Genomic DNA, 20299 nt, shown 5'->3' on the forward strand with positions numbered 1-20299 from the left:
AACCGGCCGGGATTCGGTGTTCGCGAACGAAAACGGCCCCCCGGCCGATCAGGCCGGGGAGCCGTTCGCGCAACCGCTGAAACTCAGAGGTTCTTCTTCACGTTGATCTGCTCGGTCGGAGCGTCGTCCACACCGCGCGGCGCACCACCACTCGGGGGAGCGGCCGAACCCCTCGGCGGCAGGTTGCCACCGCGGACCGGGCGGGCCGGGGCGGGCGCGTTGCCGCCGCGAATACCCAGGATCACGCCGACGATCGCCAGGATCACGCCGAGCACACCCAGCACGATCGGCATGATGCGGCCGTACAGCGACAGACGGTCGATGTTGTCCTGAGCCACCGACATCTGCGACTCGATGGTGTTCTCGTCGAAGACGATGTTCGACTTCAGCGCGGTGACGTCCGGCTTGTCGCCGCTGCGCGCGTAGAAAATGTGGAGCTGCTCGCCGCCCTTGATGACGGTGCCGGTCTGCGGCTCGACCCACAGGTCACGGGTGTTGGTGTAGAAGCGGGTCATGGTGACCGGCTCTTCACCTTCGAGGCCCCACTTGGCGGCGGGCAGCGACAGGCGGTTGGTCGGCGCCTGCACGACGTCCCACAGGTTGGTGACCGGGACGGTCTGCCGGAAGTGGTAGACCTTCATGCTGTTGATCTCGGTCTCTTCGACGAAGTCGATGTCGAAGGTCGCGCGCGCGTTGAGGTCGAAGTACGGGTACGACTTCTTCTCGGTGCCGATCGGGAAGCGGTACTGCAGACCGGTGTGCTGAACGGGATCGGCGATGCTCTCGCCTTCCTTGTTGACCGTGGTCGCGATGGAGCCGTTGGGCTCCTTGTCGACCGGCATGCCGGTCTTGCGGTCGATGGTCACCCGGTCGACGACGGCGGTGAGCAGGCCGGTGTCGCCCTGCTTGTCGATGCGACGAAGGGTCTGACCTGCTTGGATCGTCATCTCCGTGGCGTCGGAAGGCTCTTCGACCGTGACGAACCGCTGCGAGATCAGCGGAACGTTGGAGTCCACCTTGGCCGCGCCTTCGGGCGCGGTCAGCGACCTGGAGTCGAGCACGAGGCTCTCCGAGCCCTGCTGACTGTTCGCGATGGTGGTGATCTCGAGATCGAGAGGAGTCTTGGCCAGTTTGTCGACGGTGTAAGTCGGGATCATCAGCGCCATCACGATAAGCAACGCGCCGAGACCCACGAGCAGGCAGGCCACCGTCCTTCTGGTACCGGCACTCAGTGCCATGCAAACACTCCTCGTCGTAGAACACAGGTCGGTGCGTAGTACTGCGGGCAGCCCGCGGCACTTCGTGAGCCCCGACACTAACAGTCCTTTGGCGTACCATGCGGTGCCGAGGCCGGAATCCGACCAGAAATCGCCCGAGTTTAGCGCGAAAAGTGAAACGAGTAGTTCTCACCTGGAAAAATTCCCCCGGCAGACTGGAGCTCGATGACCGCCACCCTCGCCGCCCGAACCGCGGCCGCGAATCCCGCGCGGACGCGCGGCTTCGTGCCCGCGTTGGAAGGAATGCGCGGGATGGCGGCGCTGGGCGTTCTGCTCACGCACGTCGCCTTCCAAACCGGCGCGACGGGAATGCCGGTGCTCGGCAGGATCTGGGAACGCTTCGACATGGCCGTCGCGGTGTTCTTCGCGCTCTCCGGCTTCCTGCTCTGGCGCCCGCACGCCACGGCGGCCCGCGATCTCGGCACTGCCCCATCGGTCGGCTACTACCTGCGGCATCGCGCCGCGCGCATCCTGCCCGCCTACTGGGCGGTGGTCTGCTTCGTGCTGATTCTGCTGCCGAGCGCCGCCGACACCGCGGGCTGGCGGGTATGGGCGTCCAATTTGGCGTTGACGCAGGTCTTCGTGCCGCTGACGCTGACGGATGGGCTCACCCAGATGTGGAGCCTTTCGGTCGAGGTGGCGTTCTATCTCGTGCTGCCGCTGTTGGCGTTCACGATCGTCCGGTTGCGTGGGAAATCGGCGCGTTGGCGAGCGCCCGCGGTGCTGGCATTGGGCCTGGTGAGTCTGAGCTGGAATTTCCTGCCGGTGCCGACTCCGGACGCGATTCACGCCGACAACTGGCTGCCCGCGTATCTGCCGTGGTTCGCGGCGGGCATGCTGCTCGCGGAATTAGTCGATGATGTGCATCCGCTATCAATCTGGCGGCGGATCGCGGGCAATCAGCTGCTGATGTGGTCCGTCGCGCTGATCGCGTTCCTGCTCTCGTCCACCGATTTCGGCGGACCGGCGGGACTCACCCGCGCCGAACCGTGGCAGTACGCCGCGAAGATGGCCCTCGGCGCGATCATCGGATTCGGCCTGCTCGCGCCGCTGGTGCTCGGCGATCGGAAGCACCGCTGGCTGGAATCCTCCGTCGCGGCGACCCTGGGCCGCTGGTCCTACGGCATCTTCCTCTGGCACCTCGCGGTGCTGACGATCGTCTTCCCGGTGTTCGGCATCCTGCCGTTCGGGGGGAACTTCGTCTACGTCCTCGTCCTGACCGTCGCCATCACCTTGCCCGTCGCCGCGGCCAGCTACGCGCTGGTGGAGGAGCCGTCGCGGCGGCTGGCTCGGCGGATGGATCGTCGGAAGACCGAGCGGGCGGATGCCGGGGAGGAGCGGCCGGTCGGTCCGCGGGGTGTGCCGGATCCGGCGCAGGTCGGAGCGCCCTGAAGCTGGGCGGTGTCTGGCTCGGAGCCGCGGCATGGTCCCGGCCGGGGGCTTGGTATCACCGGCCCGCGACTTCGAGCTGGCGGCGCATGTCGAGCAGGTGGTGGCGGAGTTCGTGGAGGGTGTGCACCGCCAACCAGCGCAGCGTGCGGATCGATCGTTCGGGATACGCATACAGAATTTCGCGATTCCAATCGGCGGGTCCGAGTCGATCGAGCACATTGCCGAAAAGCATTGCCGCGTCGGCGAGTTGCCTTGCCACGTCTTCAGGATGTTGATCGTTGTATCCCTCGTGTTCCACGCGCTCGTCGCGCCCCATCGGCACCGTAGTCGGCAGAGACACCCGCCGCGCCGCGAGTACCCGCTCGCGCTGGGCCAGCAGGACATCCCTTACATGGCACGCGTATTCGAGTGGCGACCACACTTCGGCGCTGACCCGGCGGCGCAGGCGTTCGGGATCGAGGGCGAGCAGCTCGCGGTACTCCGCGGCATAAGCCCGTGCGAGCCTGGAGGTCTCGTTCGAAAGCGCGAGGTCGTACACGAAACCGCATTCGGCACAGTCCATCACGGCTGTGGACGTTAGCAACCTCCCACCGCATGGCCGAGGAACATGCGGTGATGGAGGACCGCGGGACTCGTCGGGAGGTCGTCAGCCACCTTTCTCTCCCGCCGATTGCACCGTCTCGCCGGTGCGGGGTCTGCTCAGCTGGTTCGGCGGGGAGGCAGCGCGGCGAGGCCGACCGCGATCACTGCGACGAGAGCCGGGAGCTGGACCCACAGGGAGTGGCCCATGTAGCCGTCGGGCGCCCGCCATGGGCCGGTGGACAGTACGGCGGCCGAGACGGCGGTGCCGAGTCCCGCTGTCGCGGCGAGGAAGCGGCCAGTGTGGGGCGCGGCGAAGTAGGCTGCGCCCAAACCCGCTGCCACCAGCGCGGCGCCGACGGGGCCCGCGATGATCGTTGCCGCTCCGATGAGGCCGAGTGCGCCAACGACACGGCTACGCCAGGGGCGAGGCGGGGTAGCCGTATCTGCGCGACGCCCACGCGGCACCGCGAGCAACATCAACGGCACCAGCAACAGCAACCCGCCGAAAATCCCCAGCCGGTACCACCGGTCCACCGGGAACGAGATGGTGATCGGCCCCGCGGCGTCCGCGGGCAACAACCACCCCTGCTGCCACCCGTCCACCACGATCGGCTCGAGCGAACGACCGTCGGCGGTGTGCGCCTCCCAGCCGGCGTTCGTGCTCAACGGCAACACCAGCAGCCGAAGATCCGTGGCCGGGGCGACGGGCTGGAAGTCGGTGCGGTTCAGGCGCAGTCGGTCGACGGAGAACAATTCCGTAGGCGCCACGACAACTTCCGCGCGACCTTCCGGCGCCGGAAGGACTTCGTCGGAGCACGCCCGTGCGGCAACCGGTGCGCCGGAACGCAACTCGCCGACCGTCGCCGTGACGGATGTGCGCATCGTGCGTCCGCCCATGGCGATCGTCGGCCCATCCTCGCAGGGCACGGTCACCTCGCGATCCAGCCCGGCGGGCGCGGGATAGTCCGGCCCGAGCACCGTTACTTCGGCAATGCCGGGTGGCTGGGTGAGCGCGAAGCCGAGGGCGGTCTTGTCCAGCACCGGCTTCCAGCTCTGCACGCTGAGTTCGATCCGGTCGGTGACCGTGGGATGCAACGAGATTCGCGCCGGTTCGCCGGAGTCGTCGAGCTCGCGGACCTGCGGGCCGTTGCCGAGGTTCACCGACACCGAGGTGGGCGCGGCGGGCAACCCGCCGAGCGACCGGGTGATGTCGAGGCCGGTGACCAGCGCGGGTTCGGGCAGTTCGATGGTGAGAGTCGGCTTGGGGCCGGTGATGTCGCGCACCGAGTCTTCCGGCGCGGTCCAGCTGGTGCGTGGATCGCCGTCGGTCGCGGCGAACGCGGAGCCGCGCAGGTCGCCGACGTCGGCCTTGCCGCGCGCCACCGGCCTGCTGCGGTCGGTGAGCAGCGCCTCCAACGCGGGCCCCTGGCGGGTGCGCACGGTGAGTTCGGGGACGACCGTCATCGGCGCGGGCGAGTCGAGGGTGCGTTCGAAGAGACCGGGCTCCTCCGGCGCCAGCGCCAGTCCCTTGCTGCACCGAACTCGGTCCGGCGCGTCGAAACAAGCGCCGCGACCGGGGAATTCCTGGCCGAGGTCCCAAGCCGTCACCTGCGCGTCCGCAGGGGTGGGCGGCAGCACGGTGCTGTGCCGGATGTCCACGCGGACCGGGGCGTCGCGGATGCTGTAGTCGTCGAGGGTCAACTCGCTGATACCGAATTGGCCACCGCCGGAACCGCCTTCGGTGCGGATGGCGGTGATGGTCAGCCAGTCGGAGCGCCCGGCGGGCAACGAAATGGACACCTGCGCACCGGGTTCGGTGATCCGCGCCGAGACGCTGCCGTCGGCGGTGCGCACCTCGACCCATTTCACCGGGTCGCCGATCGCCGCCGAACTGGTGGTCAACCGCAGCAGCCCGGAGCTGATCGGTTTGTCCAGATCGAGCCGAAGCCATTGGCCCACAGCGCGTTCCGTGCCATTGCTGATCCACGCCGTGGAGGGATCGCCGTCGACGACCGCCGCGGTCGAACTCCCGGGCGCCGCGCCGCCGAGCTGGGTGGCGTCGGCGGCCGAACTGGACGCGGTCACGGTCGCGCCGGACCATTCCCCGCGCACCAGCTCCGCGCCGGGCACCGAATAGTCCGGCACCAGGTTGTGGGTACGCCGGGCGTCGTCGGGCGCGCGCAGCGCCGAGTTGTGGTTGTCGACTTTCCCGAAGTCGGCCTCCCGGTCCATCGGCGTATCGGTGACCGTCACCGGTCCGATCGGCAGACCTGCGCGGGCGGCGTCGGAGGTGAGCAGCGTCGGGCCCGGCGCGGCGCCGTCGCGGTCGAGTCGCTCGAGCACTTCCGGCCCGCCCTGCACCATCGGGACGTCACCGAGCGGAACCGTGTACGCGCCGGGGAACGACTCGGGAGCCCCGGTGCCCGAACGGATCTCGACGTCACTGCCCGCGGGCGGACGCGGCTCGACCCGGTAGATCTCGATCGCCCGATACGCCGGTCGCAGATCGTTGTCGGCGACCAAACCGTCGGCGATGACGTTCGTCTCGATCGGCGACCCGAACTCGGCCACCTTCGTCAGCCCGGGCGACCCCTCGATCGCCCGGTGCGCGAGCAGCGGCCTGGTCGAGCGCGAAGTCTCGGGATCGAGATCGTTGCGCAGCACCAGAATTCCGATGCCTTGATCGGCGAGCGTCGTCGCCAACCCGGCCGACGGGCGGCCGTCCGCGATCAGCCGCTGCACCGAGTCCATCGCGCGGATGGTGCCCGGCGGGTTCAGCGGCACGGCGTCGCGCACCGCCCACGGCGTGCTGGCCAGCGCTTGCAGCGGCTCGTCGCGAGTCAACCCCCAGACCTGGCTGCCGAAGGGCGCGCCCGGCACGATCAGCGCGCGGGTGTCGGCGGCGTTCTCGGCCAGCCAGTCCGCGGTCTGCTGCCAGTAGGCGGGCACCTCGTCGTAGGCGCCGCGCGGGGCCAGCTTGCCGGTCCAGGCCAGCGAGGTGGAGAGCGCGAGCGCGGTGAGGATCAGTCCGGCGACGGCGACCATCCGATCGCGTTCCGGATGGGCGAACGCGCCGCGCCACACCGGAAGCGGCGCCGAGGCGGGCAGCGGCACCCGCGCGAGCAGATGCGCGAGACCGAGCACCAGCGGAATGCGGATCAACGGCTCGAGTTTGTGCACGTTGCGCAGCGGCGCGCCGGTCGAATCCAGGAAGACCCGCACCGAGTCCGCGAACGGACCGCTGAGCTCGCCCACGTATCCCGCGCAGATCCCGACCAGTCCGACGAGCAGGATCAACACCAGCCGCCCGCGATACGGCATCGACCGCATGGCCAGCCCCGCCATGCCCGCGGCGGCGAGCAGACCGGTGGCCAGCACCGCGGCGGGTTGGGTCACCAGGACCGCGCCAGCGATGCGTTCCGGCGAGACGAACGGGGTCCAGCTGTCGGTGCCGCGCAGCACCTCCGCCAGCGACGCCCACTGCGTGGTCACGCCGGAGGATTCGATGTAGTCCAGGAACGGCGGACTCACGCGGCCGAGCAGCAGCAGCGGCACCGCCCACCAGAACGTGGCGAGCACGAGCAGCGGAATCCAGGCCGCCGTGAAACGCCACCAGCGCTTGTTCGGCTTGTACGAAGCCCACCAGAGCAGCGCGGGCAGGAACGCGGCGACCGTGGCCACGGCGTTCACCGCGCCCATCAACGCGAGCGCCAGCGCACTGCCCGCGGGCGAGGCGGCGCCGCCCCGCTTGTGTCGCCGATACGCGGTGCCGAGCGCGGCGGGGGCCAGCAGCACCCATGGCGCGAGCACCATCGGCAGGGTCTCCGAGGAGATCGAGCCGAGCGTGGTGAGCACGCGCGGGGACAGCGTGTACGCGACCGCCGCGATGATCCGGGACCCGCGGCTGCCGAGACCGAGCGCCTCGCAGAGCCGGACGATGCCCCAGAACCCGGCGAGCAGCAGCAGCGCCCACCAGATCCGCTGCGTCACCCAGGCGGGCAAGCCGAGCAGATCTCCGGCCGAGAAGAACGCGCCGTGCGGGAAGAAGTACCCGTAGGCCTGGTTCTGCACCTGGCCCATCGGGGCCTGGCTGCTCCACAGGTGCGCGGCGCGGTCGAGGAAACCCAGCGGATTCTGCGCCAGGTCGTACTTCGTGTCGGCGACCGTGAGTCCGGGCGCCTGCAAGAAGGTGAGCAGGAACGCCACGACCACCGTCGCGGCGAACCATCGTCTACCGAGCGGCGCGGCCTCGGACGGATCCGAGGCCACACCGGAGGAGCCGAGCGAGTCGGCGGGTGAAGCGGAGGTCAGCGGCTCAGCGGCTGCCGTACTCAACGTTGTTCAGCAACGAGGAGTCCGCGTCGCCGCTGCGGTCGATGTCGGGGCGCGTGTTCTGCTGCACCGCCGCGGTGATGACGAACACCGCGATCGCGCCGAGCACGGCACCGGCGACCGCACTCGCAACACCAGGAACAGCAAACTTCATCGCGGCTCTCCAATACATCGGAACAGGCAAGTTCCGGGTCAACCTACCGCATGATCCGGGATCAGGGTGAGCAAGGTGACAATCCGGCGTCTCACAATATCGAAGTAACCCGGATTACTCCGGCACCGCGCACCCGAGGCCGCCCAGGAAGGTGCGCAGTTTGGCGGTGGTTTCGTCCAGCTCGGACCGCGGTTCGGAGGCCGCGACGATGCCGCCGCCCGCGTAGGCGCGCAGCGCTCGGCCGTCCGCCGACAGTTCCGCGCAGCGGATCGCCACCACCCATTCGCCGTCTCCGTGCGCGTCGCACCAGCCGACCGCGCCGCCGTAGAAGCCGCGATCCTCCTCGACGCGGTTGATGGTGTCGAGGGCCAACACGGTGGGCGTGCCGCAGACCGCGGGCGTGGGATGCAGCAGCAGCGCCAGATCGAGCGCGGTGGTCGACGGATCGCGCAAGGTGCCGGTGATCGGCGTGGCCAGATGCCACACGTCGTGCGTGCTGACCAGCTGCGGTCCGTCCGGGATGGTCAGTTCGGCGCAGACGGGCGTCAGCACCTGGCGGATCCATTCGATGACGAACGCGTGCTCGTCGCGGTTCTTCGTGCTGGTCAGCAGGTTGGCGGCCTGCGCGGCGTCCGCGTCCGGATCGGCGCGGCGCGGCAGGGTGCCCGCCAGCGGACGCAGCGTCACGGTCGCGCCGTGCCGGGCGACGAGAACCTCCGGCGTCGCGCCGAGCAGTGTCGCGCCGGTGCGTCCGGCAGGGGAGAGATCGACCGCGTAGACGTTGGCGTTCGGGTGCCTGGTGAGCAGCTGCGCGGCGGCGAGTTCCGGATCGAGCGCGTGGTCCGCCTCGGCGAGCACCGAACGGGCCGCGACCACCTTGCGCAGCGGCTGGTCCGGATCGTTCAGCTGCTCGACGAATTTCGTCACCCGCGCGATATGTTCAGCGGGACTTGGTATTTCGGTGACGACCCGCACCGCGGGCAGCTGGGGCAGCGCCGCGGGACGCCACGGGCCCGCGGTGTGCTCGGCCCGTTCCGGCGCGGCGAGCGCGGCAGGTCGGTTCGGATCGAACGGCAGTGCCCCGACGACGATCTCCGCCGCGCCGTCCCGCAACGCTTTGCGCGCCCGGTTCGCGTCGTCGAAGGCCGTCCGGATCCCGGTCGCGCGCATCACGCCACCGGGTTGGGCGAGCAGGAATCCGTTCATGACCCTTCGACCATAGCGGCGCGCGAGGGCCGCGGGCGCGGAGGAGCGACCGAGATCACGGGTCAGAATTCGCGCTGCGGTTCCTTGCCGGGCGGAACCATCAGCACCGGACGGTGGCAGTGTTTCAGCACCGCGTCGGCGACGCTGCTGTGCAACAGGGCGCGAATGCCCGTGGCGCCGCGGGTGCCCGCGACGATGATGTCCACGTCCAAGTCGTCGGCGCATTCGACGATGGCGTTCCAGATGGTCGTGGTGCATTCCGCGGTGCGCGCCTCGGCGTTCAGGCCCGCGAGCTTGGCCAGGCGCACGCCCTCGGTGTTGATGTTGCGCGCGTCGACGTAGGCGATGTCCTCGATCTCCTCGTCGGGCACCCACTCGGGTTGCATCACGCCCGACAATCCTGACAGCCGAGCGGCTTGGCGCACCATGGGTTCCCAGGCCGTGAGCACCACGGCTCTGTTCGCGGAGAGAAACCGGCCGGCGTATTCGATGGCGCGCTTGGCGTTCTCGGAGCCGTCGTAGGCGATGAGCATCAGATCGCAGGGCACGGTGACCTCCTGGTCGGAGTCTCCTGGCTATGGAACCGACATTACCCCCGCGCCACAGCCCCCGGCGGCTGCGGCGCGCAGGGATAATCGGCCTTGGGAGCACGGTTGAGCAGCGGAAACCGGGAGCGCGATGGACCGGACGATCGAAGCGGTGTTCTACGGCAGACACGAGGCGGACCCGCGCGCGCTGCTGTATTTCGAGTGGCGCGAGCGTCTCGAATCCGGGTATCCGGTCGCGGGGTTCGAGTCGGCGGTTCGGGCGTTGGCGGGGGCTGAGACGGTCGATGCCGACGGGTGTTGGGGATTGTTGGGGGAGATCGAGTCGGCGGGGCGGGATCCGGAGTGGGGATATGACGAGGGGGAGTCCGGAATCGCGCCGTCGGATGATCGCGTGCCCCATGGTTCTGCCTCGGCTGCTGCTGGATCGGGGCGTTCCTTCGCACCCGACGAACTCCTCGACCGCGTCTACGGCGGCTGGCTGGGTCGGTGCGTTGGCTGCGCGCTGGGGAAACCGCTGGAGAACGGGTTCGTGTGGACGCGCGAACACATCCGTTCCTATCTGGAACGGGCGGGCGCGTATCCGCTGACCGACTACGTCCCCGCCTTGCTCCCACCCTCGCCCCGGTTCCCGCTCAACCCGACCTGGCCGGTGTCGGCGCGCGGCCGGATCGATGGCGCTCCGCGTGACGACGACATCGACTACACCGTGCTCGGACTCCATCTCCTCGAATCCCGCGGCCTGAACTTCACCGCCGACGACGTCGCGAAACTGTGGTTGGAACGCCTTCCCTTCCTCCAGACCTACACCGCCGAACGCGTCGCCTACCGCAATCTCGTCGACGGCCTGCGCCCGCCGCGGACAGCCGAAGTCCGCAACCCGTACCGCGAGTGGATCGGCGCCATGATTCGCGCCGACATCTTCGGGTACGTCAGCCCGGGCGATCCGGAGCGTGCCGCCGCTCTCGCTGCGCGCGAGGCGGCCGTATCCCACACGGGGAACGGGATTTTCGCGGCTATGTGGGCGGCCGCTCTGGTCGCCGCGGCCTGCACTGCGGAGGGGGCCGGAATCCCCTCTGGCAACGCGGCTGCTGCGGCCGTCGGCGGTTGTGTGCCTCGGCTCGCTGGCGAACGGCCGGGCGGCGGCGACGCGGCTGTCCAGTCACCAGTCGACGCTCCGTACTTCGCGGAGGGCTCTGGCGATGTGTCGGACGTGCGTGCGCGCGTGTCTGTGCCGGGCGCTTCCTCCGCCGTGACGGCGGCTCTCATCGCCGCCCAGAATGTTCTGCCACCTCGTTCCCGCTTGGCGATCGCTCTGGGGGAGGTCCGCGCCGACTACGAGCGCGGTCTCTCCTGGGAGCAGGCTGTGGACGACATCGACGCCAGGCATGGCGGATACAACTGGGTTCATGCCATACCCAACGCATGTCGGGTCGCCGCCGGGTTGCTTTGGGGGAAGGGCGATTTCACGCGAACGATCGCTTTGACGGTGCAGAGCGGGGCCGATACCGATTCCAATGGCGCTACTGCCGGGTCGGTGGCCGGAATTCTGGCGGGTGCGAAGGGAATTCCCGGGTACTGGATCGAGCCGCTACACGACGTGTTGCACAGTGCGGTCATGGGTTACGACGGTGTGCGCATTTCGGACCTCGCCCGGCGTACGTGTGCCCTGGTGTGACGAGGGAGGCTTCTGCAGCCCCCTGGACACCGCAACCGTTGGCTGCCGAAGGCGCCCCGAAGTGCGCAATCGGTACCCCGCAAAAGACCCCCACTTGCTCCTCGCACTACCGTTGACCTATGCGGAAGACGCCTCTCGTTCTGCTCGCACTCTGCGCCGCGGTCGCCACCGCCTGCTCCAACGGTGAAGCCCCGGCTCCCGCCACGTCGCGCGCCGAAACCCCGGAAACGACGCTCGCCGCCCCGGCCGCCCCGCCCAGTCCGGTCCAGCGCGACTGCGGCGCCGAGTACCTCGCGAAATTCACCCCGAGGCAGAAGCTCGCGCAGCTGCTCACCGTCGGCGTGACCGGGGGCGCCGACGCCGCGAACGTGGTGCGCACCGAGCAGGTAGGTGGCATCTTCATCGGTGGCTGGACCGACCGGTCGCTGATCTCGGGGCCCGCGCTGGACGAGGTGAAGGCGGCCGCGATCACACCGCTGATGGTGACCATCGATGAGGAGGGCGGCCGCGTCTCGCGGGTCCGCGACATCATCGGCGCGGTGCCGTCGGCCCGCGTCACCGCGCAGACGATGACACCCGAGCAGTTCTACGACGCGACCGTGACCCGGGGCCGGGACCTGAAGGAACTCGGCATCACGGTCAACTTCGCCCCCGACGTGGACGTGAGCAGCCAGCCCGACGACACCGTCATCGGCGACCGCTCCTTCTCCGACGACCCCGAGGTGGTCACCCGCTACGCCGACGCCTACATCCGCGCGATGCGTGAGGTCGGGGTCGGCACCGTCATGAAGCACTTCCCCGGACACGGCTCCGGATCGGGCGACTCGCACACCGGCGCGGTGCGCACACCGCCGCTGGATCAGCTCCAGACGGTCGACCTGGTGCCGTTCCGCAACTTGATCGGTTCGGGCGCGGCCGTGATGGTCGGCCACCTCGACGTCCCCGGCCTGACGGACCCGAACGTGCCCGCCAGCATCAGCCCGCAGGTCATGTCGCTGCTGCGCGAGGGCACCGGCTATGGCGCGGCCCCGTTCGACGGACCGATCTTCACCGACGACCTCGGCGGCATGGCGGCCATCACCGCCCGGATGACCATCGAAGACGCGGTCGAAGCCGCGCTGGTCGCGGGCGCCGACAACGCCCTGTGGATCACCACCGACGCCGTCCCGACCGTGCTCGACCAGCTCGAGCAGGCGATGGCGAGCGGTCGCCTGCCCGCCGCGCAGGTAGACCGCTCGGTGCTGCGGATGGCCGCGTACAAGGGGTCGCTACCACCCTGCTGAGACCGACGCCCACACGGCCGCCGACGGGCACCCAGGGCGCCAGCCTTCACCAGGCGACACAGCACCCCGGAGCGCACCTTCGTATGACGTACAGGCAAGCTCCGCCCCGCGCCCCGTAGTATCGCTGAGTTTCCGCCGACGGTCCCGCCATCGGCGATGTCGACCGGCCCGGCCCACGGCCCCGCCGGACGGCATTCGCCCCGGCGGCTCGCCGTGCAGGCGGGGGGAGGCGCTGACCCGTTCCACCGCACAGCTGACCGCGGCGACTGGTGAGCAAATTCGTCCGGCGGAACTTACCTTGGAGTAATATAAGAGATTCACCATGCGGTAGGAGAGTGGATGGCGGGCGGAACGAAGCGACTTCCTCGGGCGGTTCGTGAGCAGCAGATGCTCGACGCCGCTGTCGAGGTGTTCGCGCGCAAAGGTTTCCACGATACGTCGATGGACGCGATCGCCGCCGAGGCGAAGATCTCCAAACCGATGTTGTACCTCTATTACGGCTCCAAGGACGAACTGTTCCGCGCGTGCATCCAGCGCGAGGGCATGCGCTTCATCGAGGCCGTCGCACCCGCGGGCAACCCGCTGCTCACCCCGCACGAGCAGGTCCGTACCGCGCTGGAGGGCTTCCTCGGGTTCGTCGACCGCAACCGCAAGTCCTGGCAGGTGCTCTACCGCCAGGCGATCGGACAGCAAGCCTTCGCCTCCGAGATCGACAACGCGCGCGAGCGGGTCATCGAGCTCACCGCCAAGCTGCTCGAGTCCAGCGCCAAACACGCCGAACCCGGCACCAATTTCGACGTCGTCGCGGTCGCGGTGATCGGCGCGGGCGAGGCCATCGCCGACCGGGTCGCCAGCGGGCGCATCGAGGTCGCCGAGGCAGTGGACCTGCTCGACGATCTGGCCTGGCGCGGTCTGGCCGGTCGCAAGAAGCCGGAGTAGCCGCATACCGTTTGCCAGCCGCGCACCGCTCTGCCACTCTCTCTCGAGGTAACAGAGGGAGGGCCGTCGCGGCCCGGGGACAAACGGGGAACAGTGTTCGGGATGCTCAGGCCGTGTTCGCACGGCGCCGAAAAGTATGGAATCGACGCGGCCGAGTGGCGGGCGCACATGTGCGGGCTGTGTCTCGGCCTGCGCGACGGGCACGGCCAGCTCGCGCGCACCGCGACCAACACCGACGCGATCTTGCTCAGCGTATTGACCGAAGCGCAGCTGCCCGCTTCGTCGACGCGCACCACCGCCGGGCGCTGCCCGCTGCGCGGCATGCGGCGTGCCGAGGTCGCCGCCGCCGATTCGCCGGGCGTCCTGCTCGCGTCGACCGCGTCGCTGCTGCTCGGCTCGGCCAAACTGCGGGATCACGTCGCGGACGGTGACGCTTCCCGGCTTGCCGGACGGCCCATGGTGAGGATGTCGACGCGTTGGGCGGACAGCGCTCGCAGGCAGGCGGCATTGATCGATTTCGACGTGGAACCGCTTGTGGCAGCGATTGGTTCACAGCAGCTCGTGGAAAGCCGCGCTGCCGCCCTTCGCCCGGCGGCGGTCGGTGCGGGGCCGAATGCTTCGGACCAGTCGCCGATCATGCGCGGTCCCGACGCTGCCTCCGACGAGCCGCGCGTCACGCTCGATGAACTCACCGCCCCGACCGCCCTGTGCGCCGCCGAATTCTTCGCCCACGCAGCGATTCTCGCGAATCGTCCGGACAACGCTGACCACCTCCGCACCGTGGGAGAGCATTTCGGCCGCATCGCCCATCTCTCCGACGCCATCGCGGATTACGACGACGACATCGCGCACGGTCGCTTCAACCCGCTCGCCGCGACCGGCACCACTCTCGCCGAGTCGTACGAGCTGGTGCGCGAGTCCGACGCCGAGCTACGTGGGGCGCTCGCCGCCGCCCGCCTGGCCGACGTCCCCACGGTCCGCTGGATGCTGCTCGATCCGCTGCACGCCCTGGTGCGTCGGCTCGGCAAGGGTGTCGGTGCGGTAACCGCTCACGCCTGCAACGCAACTCGCGATGGTCATCCCCGCGCCCACCGCACCGACCGCCGCCCCCCGACCCGCCGCCCCGACCTCGGCCAAGCCCTCGCCATCGTCTTCGGCGTCTACTGCACCGGTTACGCCTGCTGCGCCGACCACACGAGTCCGTGCACCGGCGAACGCAAGGACGCGTGGTGGAAGAGCTGTGACTGCGGTTCCTGTTGCGACTGCGGTGACTGCTGCTCCGGCTGCGGTGACTGCTGCAGTTGCGGAGGCTGCTGCGACTGCTGACGAACGCGAAAACGCCCCCGAACCAGCGAGATTCGGGGGCGCCCTCGTCGCGAGCTCAGCGCAGCGTCGCCGTCAGATGCGGAAAACCCTTCTTCGGGTGCAGCAGCGCCAGATCCCAGCCGCCCTCGACCTGATCCGCGTACACGTTCACCGTCGCGGGCAACAGGATCGGCTTGCCGAACTTCACCGTGTAGGTCGCCTTCTCGGGAATGCGGCCCTCGATGTTGCCGAGGACGTTGGCCGCCGACCACATCCCGTGCGCGATCGCCTTCGGGAAGCCGAAAGCCTTGGCGCCCAGAGCCGAAGTGTGGATCGGGTTGTGGTCACCGGACGCGTTGGCGTACCGGGTGATCATCTTCTGATCCACCCGCAGCGCGCGCAGCGGCGGCGGCGGTACCTCTTCCGGCTTCGGCTCACCCTTGGGCTGACCCGACAGCGAGGTGCGCTGCTGGTGCAGGAAGGTGGTGACCTGCCGCCACACCTGCTCGCGACCCACGCTGACCTCGGTAATCGCATCCACCAGCAGACCCTTCGGGTGCTCCCGCAGGTTCTCGATGTGCGTGCGGAAGTCCAGCGGCTCGCTCACCGAGATCTCGCGCGTCCGCTCGATCACGTTCTGCGCGTGCACCGCGCCCACCGCGACGAACGGGAAGTCGCGCGCCACCACCAGCTGCATGGCCAGCGGGAAGCTCAGGATGAACGGGTACGTCAGCGGCAGCGCGTCGCCGAAGCGCAGGCCGGTGGCCCGGCAGTAGGCGGCCAGGTGATCCGGATCCACCTTCACGCCGTCGAGCCGGATGACCCGGTCCGGCAGCGTGGACTTGCGCGCCGAAAGCAGCGGAACCGGAACGGCCCCCAGCGCCGCCTTCACGAAAAGGCTGCTGTTCTTGGGCGTTTCGGTGAGCGAGATGGTCTCGGTCATCATGCTCCGATCAGGCTCTGGCCGCAGACCCGAACCACGTTGCCGTTCACCGCGTTCGAAGCGGGGCTCGCGAAGAACGCGATGGTCTCGGCCACGTCGACGGTCTGACCGCCCTGCAGCAGCGAACTCATCAGGCGACCGGCTTCGCGGGTGCCGAGCGGGATGGCGGCGGTCATCGCGGTCTCGATGAAGCCGGGCGCCACCGCGTTGATGGTGATGCCCTTCTCCGCCAGCTTCGGAGCCTCGGCGTTCACCATGCCGATGACGCCCGCCTTGGAGGCGCCGTAGTTGGTCTGGCCGCGGTTGCCCGCGATACCCGCGATGGAGGACACGTCGATCACGCGGCCGCCCTCCTTCAGCACGCCCTTGGCCACCAGGCCCTCGGTGATGCGGTGCGGGGCAGCCAGATTCACGTTGATGACCGAGTTCCAGCGGCCCTCGTCCATGTTCGCGAGCAGCTTGTCGCGGGTGATGCCCGCGTTGTGCACGATGATGTCGATGCCGCCGAAGCGCTCGGTGGCGAACTCGGCGAGCTTGTCCGCGGCGTCGGGCGCGGTGACGTCCAGCGCGAGGGCGGTGCCGCCGACCTTGTTCGCGGTCTCCGAGAGCGCCTCGCCCGCCGCGGGGATGTCGGCGACGATCACCTTCGCGCCGTCACGGGCGAACACCTCGGCGATGGTCGCGCCGATGCCGCGCGCGGCGCCGGTGACCACGGCGACCTTGCCTTCGAGCGGGCGGTCCCAGCTGGCCGGGGCGGTGGCGTCGTCCTTGCCGACCCGGATCACCTGGCCGTCGACGAACGCCGACTTCGCCGAGAGCAGGAAGCGCAGCGTGGACTCCAGGCCGGTCGCGGCGGCCGAAGCCTCGGGGTGCAGGTACACCAGCTGGGCGGTGGCGCCGCGCAGCAGCTCCTTGGCGACCGAGCGGGTGAAGCCCTCGAGCGCGCGCTGGGCGATCTGCTCGTCGACGGTGCCCGCCAGCTCCGGCGTGGTGCCGATGACCACGACGCGGCCCGACGGGGTGATGCTGCGCATCGCGGGCTGGAAGAACTCGAACAGCTGGGACAGGTCCTCGATCGAGCCGATGCCGGTCGCGTCGAAGACGAGCGCGCCGTACTTGGCGCCCTGATCGGCCCCATCGGCGAACGTGTAGTCGGAAAGCAGTGCGCGCACGGGCTCGGCGACGCGACCCTTACCGCCGACGAGCACGGGACCCGCCAGCGGCGGCTCGCCCTTGGCGTAGCGGCGCAGGTTCGCCGGCTGCGGCAGACCGAGCTTGCTCGCCAGGAACTGGCCGGGGGCGGAGTGGACGAACGATCCGTAGAGGTTGGGTGCACCCTTGCTCTTGGCTGCCACTGTTCCTACCTTTTCTGTCTCGAATTTCGCGGATGTCTGGTTCGCCCCTGGTGTTCCGCACGTTTCCGCGTGGGCCTGGACTGCGTGGCAGGCACCGCGCGGTGGGCGTGTCAGCGCACATTTGCGGGGTACGGTGTCGACAACAAACTTACTCCAGAGTAAGTTTAAAGTAAACCAACGCACGGGGCACCGATCTGCGCGAAACACCGCTCCCGGGCGCCGGACCATCCCACGAGACCTTGGAGACTCGAGTGACAAACAAAGCCCGTTCAACCAAGAGCACGGCCAAGACCGCGAAGACCACGCGTCCGGTCGCGATCGTGGGCGGCAACCGGATTCCGTTCGCTCGCTCCGACAAGGCCTACGCCCACGCGTCCAACCAGGACATGTTCACCGCCGCGCTGGACGGTCTGGTGAGCCGGTTCAACCTGCAGGGCGAGCGGCTCGGCATGGTCGTCGGCGGCGCGGTCCTCAAGCGGGTCGGCGAGCACGGCATGATCCGCGAAAGCGTTCTGGGTAGCAAGCTTTCGCCCTACACCCCGGCGCACGACCTGCAGCTCGCATGTGGCACCGGCCTGCAGGCGATCGTCACCGTCGGTGACGCGATCGCGGCGGGTCGCATCGACGCGGGCGTCGGCGGCGGCACCGACACCACCTCCGACGCGCCGATCGGCGTCAGCGAAGGCATGCGCGAGTGGATGCTCGACGCCAACCGCGCCAAGACCAACAAGGACCGCCTCAAGCTGGTCGGCCAGCTGCGCCCGGGCATGCTCGGCATCGAGATCCCGCGCAACGCCGAGCCGCGCACCGGCCTGTCCATGGGCGAGCACGCCGCCATCACCGCCAAGGAATTCGGCATCGCGCGCGAGGCCCAAGACGAACTGGCCTACCTGTCGCACAAGAACATGGCCGCCGCCTACGACCGCGGCTTCTTCGACGACCTGGTCACCCCGTTCCTCGGCCTGACCCGCGACGACAACCTGCGTCCGAACTCCTCGATCGAGAAGCTCGCCACCCTGAAGCCGGTCTTCGGCAACAAGCTGGGCGACGCCACCATGACCGCGGGCAACTCCACCCCGCTCACCGACGGCGCGTCCGCGGTGCTGCTCTCCAGCGACGAGTGGGCCGCCGAGCGCAACCTGCCGGTGCTCGCCCACCTGGTCGACTCCGAGGTCGCCGCGGTCGACTACATCCACGGCCCCGACGGCCTGCTGATGGCGCCCACCTACGCGGTGCCGCGCATGCTGGCCCGCAACGGCCTGACCCTGCAGGACTTCGACTACTACGAAATCCACGAGGCCTTCGCCTCCGTGGTGCTCGCGACCCTGCAGGCGTGGGAGTCCGACCAGTACTGCAAGGAGCGCCTCGGCCTCGACGGCGCGCTCGGCTCGATCGACCGCAGCAAGCTCAACGTCAACGGCTCCTCGCTCGCCGCGGGCCACCCGTTCGCCGCGACCGGCGGCCGCATCGTCGCCTCCACCGCGAAGATGCTCGCGGAGAAGGGCTCCGGCCGCGCGCTGATCTCCATCTGCGCCGCGGGCGGACAGGGCGTCGTCGCCATCCTCGAGCGCTGACGCAAACGCCGAAGGCGGCACCAGGGACCTCCCGGGTGCCGCTTTTGTGTTCGCGAATGCGAAAAACTATGCCCGCAAAGGTATCTCGATTTCGACGCGACGTGAACGCAGCTCCCGCTCGGTCCGGTGCAACGGTGAACCTTCGAAGGGAAGCCTCGCATATTCGATGCCCGCTGCCGCCCGCAGCACAACCTGGGCAGCCGAGGCGGCGGCCCGCTCCGGCAGCCCGATCTCGGTCGCGAACGCGGCCCAATCGCGAGCGCGCAGTTTCCGCGTTCGCCCGTTGATCGGCAAAGCCATCGAGTCGTCGTCGTACAGCAGCGTGCACGGAATGTCGTAGATCGGCGCAATTGCCCACCGTCCCCGCCGGTCCTTCAGCACGCCGACGTTCTTTGCATGCAGATCTCCGTTTCCGGTCAGCCACGCGAAAAGGAACTGCATATACAGGTTCCTGATCGCCACGAGGGGCGCGCTCGTGAGCGCGGCGAGGGCGCTGACCACCGTCTCGGTATCGGCCTGATATTTCGCCGCCGGTGGAATTCCCAGCACCTGTGACCCGTCCTCGAACGCCAGCCTTTCCCAAGACCTATTGTCGAGGAACCGATCGAAACGCCGCACCAGTAGCCCAGGTTCGCCGGTCCGATCGGCGACGAGACTTGCCTCGGCCACGGGAAGTTTCATCGTCCGAGCCGCTTGCAGGTGCGCGGCCTCGTTCTCGAGGAGGTGCGGATACTCCGGCTGCGACAGTTTGAGGATGAATCGACCGTCGTGGGACGAGAACGGCAAACTGATCATCGAGGCGCTCGCCTTCCGCTGTACGCCCGGAATCGCATGTGGATCGACGTCATCGACCAGCCGAGCGAATTCGACGTCGTCGGGCTCGCCGTCCTCCAGGAGGGCGGGAGGGTCCATCGGCGCTTGACCTTCGGGAACGATCTGCACGTCACCGGGCACGTCGCCGCCGACGGCCAGCAACAACGTCAGCTCGTCATCCGCGCTGGTCTTGGCGGCTCGCCGGAGCACGGTCAGGCGATGGCCCTCGGGGAGAAGGCCCGCGAAGAACGGCGGTATCGCGCCGCTCGCGTTGAGCACCGGAGCCGATCGCATCGGCAGCGTCGTGGCGATCGGCTCGTCAGCGGACGCGAGATACTCGCTCCGATAAGTGAATTCGGTTCCGCCATCCGCGGTGCGGACCAGCGTGGCGGCTAGGCGGCCCGCCTTGTAGACGTCGGCCTTGGTGACTCGGCGGAAGTCGGCTGGTTTGGTCACTCGGTCACGCCCAGGGTGAGGCCGACCGCATTCGCGACGGCGGCGACGGTCGCGATGCCGGTGCCTCCGCTGCCGTGCTCGATTTCGCGCACAGTACGGGTCGAAGTGCCCGCGAGCTCGGCAAGTTGCTCTTGGGTCAGCCGATGTCGACGTCTCGCGGTTCGGATCGCGTGGCCGATGGTTGTGGCTTCCGACATGGCGTCCTCTCGATCGGCAGGATGCTGCCGAAATCAGGTTGTGATGCCGAGTGTACGCCCAGGCGATGCATGAATCGGCAATATTCTGCCGAAACGCCTTTGTAGGGGCTTGCTCAATGATCAGTGAACGCGGAAACGGCAATATTCTGCCGAAACGGTTCTGGCGGGGTCTGTGCGTGCCGGCTATGCGAAGCGGCGATGTCGCCTACTTGCGGACTGGCTTCCGCATCATCATGGCCAAGAGTCCGAAGGCGCGCCGACGATCGAA

The 20299-nt window shown here is 68.8% G+C and carries 16 protein-coding genes; 6 read left to right on the plus strand and 10 right to left on the minus strand.

Features of this window, described 5'->3' with window-relative positions; all coding sequences use genetic code 11:
* Window positions 1–83: 83 nt before the first annotated feature.
* Window positions 84–1238 carry a DUF3068 domain-containing protein gene (locus tag ABZV58_RS03065; protein WP_354998498.1) on the minus strand — a complete coding sequence of 385 codons (1155 nt, stop codon included), beginning with the start codon at window positions 1236–1238 and terminating at the stop codon, window positions 84–86.
* 204 nt (window positions 1239–1442) lie between these two features.
* Between ABZV58_RS03065 and ABZV58_RS03070 the strand changes: the two genes are divergently transcribed.
* Complete coding sequence (locus ABZV58_RS03070) at window positions 1443–2669, plus strand: acyltransferase (RefSeq protein WP_354998499.1); 1227 nt, start codon at window positions 1443–1445, stop codon at window positions 2667–2669.
* A 55-nt stretch (window positions 2670–2724) separates the two neighbouring features.
* Here ABZV58_RS03070 and ABZV58_RS03075 read toward each other — a convergent pair whose 3' ends face one another.
* The 5 genes from ABZV58_RS03075 to ABZV58_RS03095 all read right to left on the minus strand — a co-directional run bounded on the left by ABZV58_RS03075 (window position 2725) and on the right by ABZV58_RS03095 (window position 9491).
* Window positions 2725–3231, minus strand: a complete 507-nt coding sequence (locus tag ABZV58_RS03075) for a DinB family protein (RefSeq protein WP_354999016.1) — start codon at window positions 3229–3231, stop codon at window positions 2725–2727.
* A gap of 137 nt (window positions 3232–3368) precedes the next feature.
* The gene (locus ABZV58_RS03080; protein ID WP_354999017.1) at window positions 3369–7520 is read right to left on the minus strand and encodes an alpha-(1->3)-arabinofuranosyltransferase; all 4152 of its coding nucleotides are present in this window, start codon (window positions 7518–7520) and stop codon (window positions 3369–3371) included.
* A 46-nt stretch (window positions 7521–7566) separates the two neighbouring features.
* A complete protein-coding gene (locus tag ABZV58_RS03085) occupies window positions 7567–7737 on the minus strand; it encodes a DUF2613 domain-containing protein (RefSeq protein WP_084483063.1) in 171 nt (56 codons plus the stop codon).
* Between the two features lie 114 nt (window positions 7738–7851).
* Window positions 7852–8943, minus strand: coding sequence for an isochorismate synthase (locus tag ABZV58_RS03090; RefSeq protein ID WP_354998500.1), 1092 nt, complete (start codon window positions 8941–8943; stop codon window positions 7852–7854).
* Between the two features lie 62 nt (window positions 8944–9005).
* Window positions 9006–9491: a universal stress protein gene (locus ABZV58_RS03095; RefSeq protein WP_097246494.1), complete on the minus strand. Its 486-nt coding sequence runs from the start codon at window positions 9489–9491 to the stop codon at window positions 9006–9008.
* Window positions 9492–9621: 130 nt separating this feature from the next.
* Between ABZV58_RS03095 and ABZV58_RS03100 the strand changes: the two genes are divergently transcribed.
* The 4 genes from ABZV58_RS03100 (at window position 9622) to ABZV58_RS03115 (ending at window position 14714) form a co-directional block, all read left to right on the plus strand.
* Window positions 9622–11166: an ADP-ribosylglycohydrolase family protein gene (locus ABZV58_RS03100; RefSeq protein ID WP_354998501.1), complete on the plus strand. Its 1545-nt coding sequence runs from the start codon at window positions 9622–9624 to the stop codon at window positions 11164–11166.
* A gap of 119 nt (window positions 11167–11285) precedes the next feature.
* A complete protein-coding gene (locus ABZV58_RS03105; RefSeq protein WP_354998502.1) occupies window positions 11286–12449 on the plus strand; it encodes a glycoside hydrolase family 3 N-terminal domain-containing protein in 1164 nt (387 codons plus the stop codon).
* A gap of 339 nt (window positions 12450–12788) precedes the next feature.
* Window positions 12789–13388 (plus strand): TetR/AcrR family transcriptional regulator, encoded by a 600-nt coding sequence (locus ABZV58_RS03110; RefSeq protein ID WP_354998503.1) that lies wholly within the window; start codon window positions 12789–12791, stop codon window positions 13386–13388.
* Window positions 13389–13490: 102 nt separating this feature from the next.
* The gene (locus tag ABZV58_RS03115; protein WP_354998504.1) at window positions 13491–14714 is read left to right on the plus strand and encodes a DUF5685 family protein; all 1224 of its coding nucleotides are present in this window, start codon (window positions 13491–13493) and stop codon (window positions 14712–14714) included.
* A gap of 55 nt (window positions 14715–14769) precedes the next feature.
* On the opposite strand, the gene ABZV58_RS03120 is transcribed toward ABZV58_RS03115, so the two are convergent.
* Together ABZV58_RS03120 and ABZV58_RS03125 are read right to left on the minus strand one after the other, a co-directional pair.
* A complete protein-coding gene (locus ABZV58_RS03120; protein WP_354998505.1) occupies window positions 14770–15636 on the minus strand; it encodes a MaoC/PaaZ C-terminal domain-containing protein in 867 nt (288 codons plus the stop codon).
* Window positions 15636–16991: a 3-oxoacyl-ACP reductase gene (locus ABZV58_RS03125; protein WP_354998506.1), complete on the minus strand. Its 1356-nt coding sequence runs from the start codon at window positions 16989–16991 to the stop codon at window positions 15636–15638. Before ABZV58_RS03125 ends, ABZV58_RS03120 begins: the two co-directional genes overlap by 1 nt.
* 251 nt (window positions 16992–17242) lie before the next feature.
* Between ABZV58_RS03125 and ABZV58_RS03130 the strand changes: the two genes are divergently transcribed.
* Window positions 17243–18565 carry an acetyl-CoA C-acetyltransferase gene (locus tag ABZV58_RS03130; RefSeq protein ID WP_354998507.1) on the plus strand — a complete coding sequence of 441 codons (1323 nt, stop codon included), beginning with the start codon at window positions 17243–17245 and terminating at the stop codon, window positions 18563–18565.
* A 66-nt stretch (window positions 18566–18631) separates the two neighbouring features.
* Here the strand turns inward: ABZV58_RS03130 and ABZV58_RS03135 are convergent, their stop codons facing one another.
* Both ABZV58_RS03135 and ABZV58_RS03140 read right to left on the minus strand, forming a co-directional pair.
* Window positions 18632–19834 carry a HipA domain-containing protein gene (locus tag ABZV58_RS03135; RefSeq protein WP_354998508.1) on the minus strand — a complete coding sequence of 401 codons (1203 nt, stop codon included), beginning with the start codon at window positions 19832–19834 and terminating at the stop codon, window positions 18632–18634.
* Window positions 19831–20031 carry a helix-turn-helix domain-containing protein gene (locus ABZV58_RS03140; protein WP_141808232.1) on the minus strand — a complete coding sequence of 67 codons (201 nt, stop codon included), beginning with the start codon at window positions 20029–20031 and terminating at the stop codon, window positions 19831–19833. The genes ABZV58_RS03135 and ABZV58_RS03140 overlap by 4 nt, the downstream gene beginning before the upstream one ends.
* Window positions 20032–20299: the final 268 nt, after the last annotated feature.

The organism is Nocardia sp. NPDC004654, from assembly GCF_040609595.1.
In the GTDB taxonomy this organism is placed as follows: domain Bacteria; phylum Actinomycetota; class Actinomycetes; order Mycobacteriales; family Mycobacteriaceae; genus Nocardia.

What these genes read in the sequence shown, in the direction of transcription:
- ABZV58_RS03065 (WP_354998498.1), bottom strand. Translation starts at nt 1,238, where the DNA reads ATGGCACTGAGTGCCGGTACCAGAAGGACGGTGGCCTGCCTGCTCGTG.
- ABZV58_RS03120 (WP_354998505.1), bottom strand. Translation starts at nt 15,636, where the DNA reads ATGACCGAGACCATCTCGCTCACCGAAACGCCCAAGAACAGCAGCCTT.
- ABZV58_RS03075 (WP_354999016.1), bottom strand. Translation starts at nt 3,231, where the DNA reads ATGGACTGTGCCGAATGCGGTTTCGTGTACGACCTCGCGCTTTCGAAC.
- ABZV58_RS03140 (WP_141808232.1), bottom strand. Translation starts at nt 20,031, where the DNA reads ATGTCGGAAGCCACAACCATCGGCCACGCGATCCGAACCGCGAGACGT.
- ABZV58_RS03100 (WP_354998501.1), top strand. Translation starts at nt 9,622, where the DNA reads ATGGACCGGACGATCGAAGCGGTGTTCTACGGCAGACACGAGGCGGAC.
- ABZV58_RS03105 (WP_354998502.1), top strand. Translation starts at nt 11,286, where the DNA reads ATGCGGAAGACGCCTCTCGTTCTGCTCGCACTCTGCGCCGCGGTCGCC.
- ABZV58_RS03085 (WP_084483063.1), bottom strand. Translation starts at nt 7,737, where the DNA reads ATGAAGTTTGCTGTTCCTGGTGTTGCGAGTGCGGTCGCCGGTGCCGTG.
- ABZV58_RS03110 (WP_354998503.1), top strand. Translation starts at nt 12,789, where the DNA reads ATGGCGGGCGGAACGAAGCGACTTCCTCGGGCGGTTCGTGAGCAGCAG.
- ABZV58_RS03070 (WP_354998499.1), top strand. Translation starts at nt 1,443, where the DNA reads ATGACCGCCACCCTCGCCGCCCGAACCGCGGCCGCGAATCCCGCGCGG.
- ABZV58_RS03090 (WP_354998500.1), bottom strand. Translation starts at nt 8,943, where the DNA reads ATGAACGGATTCCTGCTCGCCCAACCCGGTGGCGTGATGCGCGCGACC.
- ABZV58_RS03115 (WP_354998504.1), top strand. Translation starts at nt 13,491, where the DNA reads ATGCTCAGGCCGTGTTCGCACGGCGCCGAAAAGTATGGAATCGACGCG.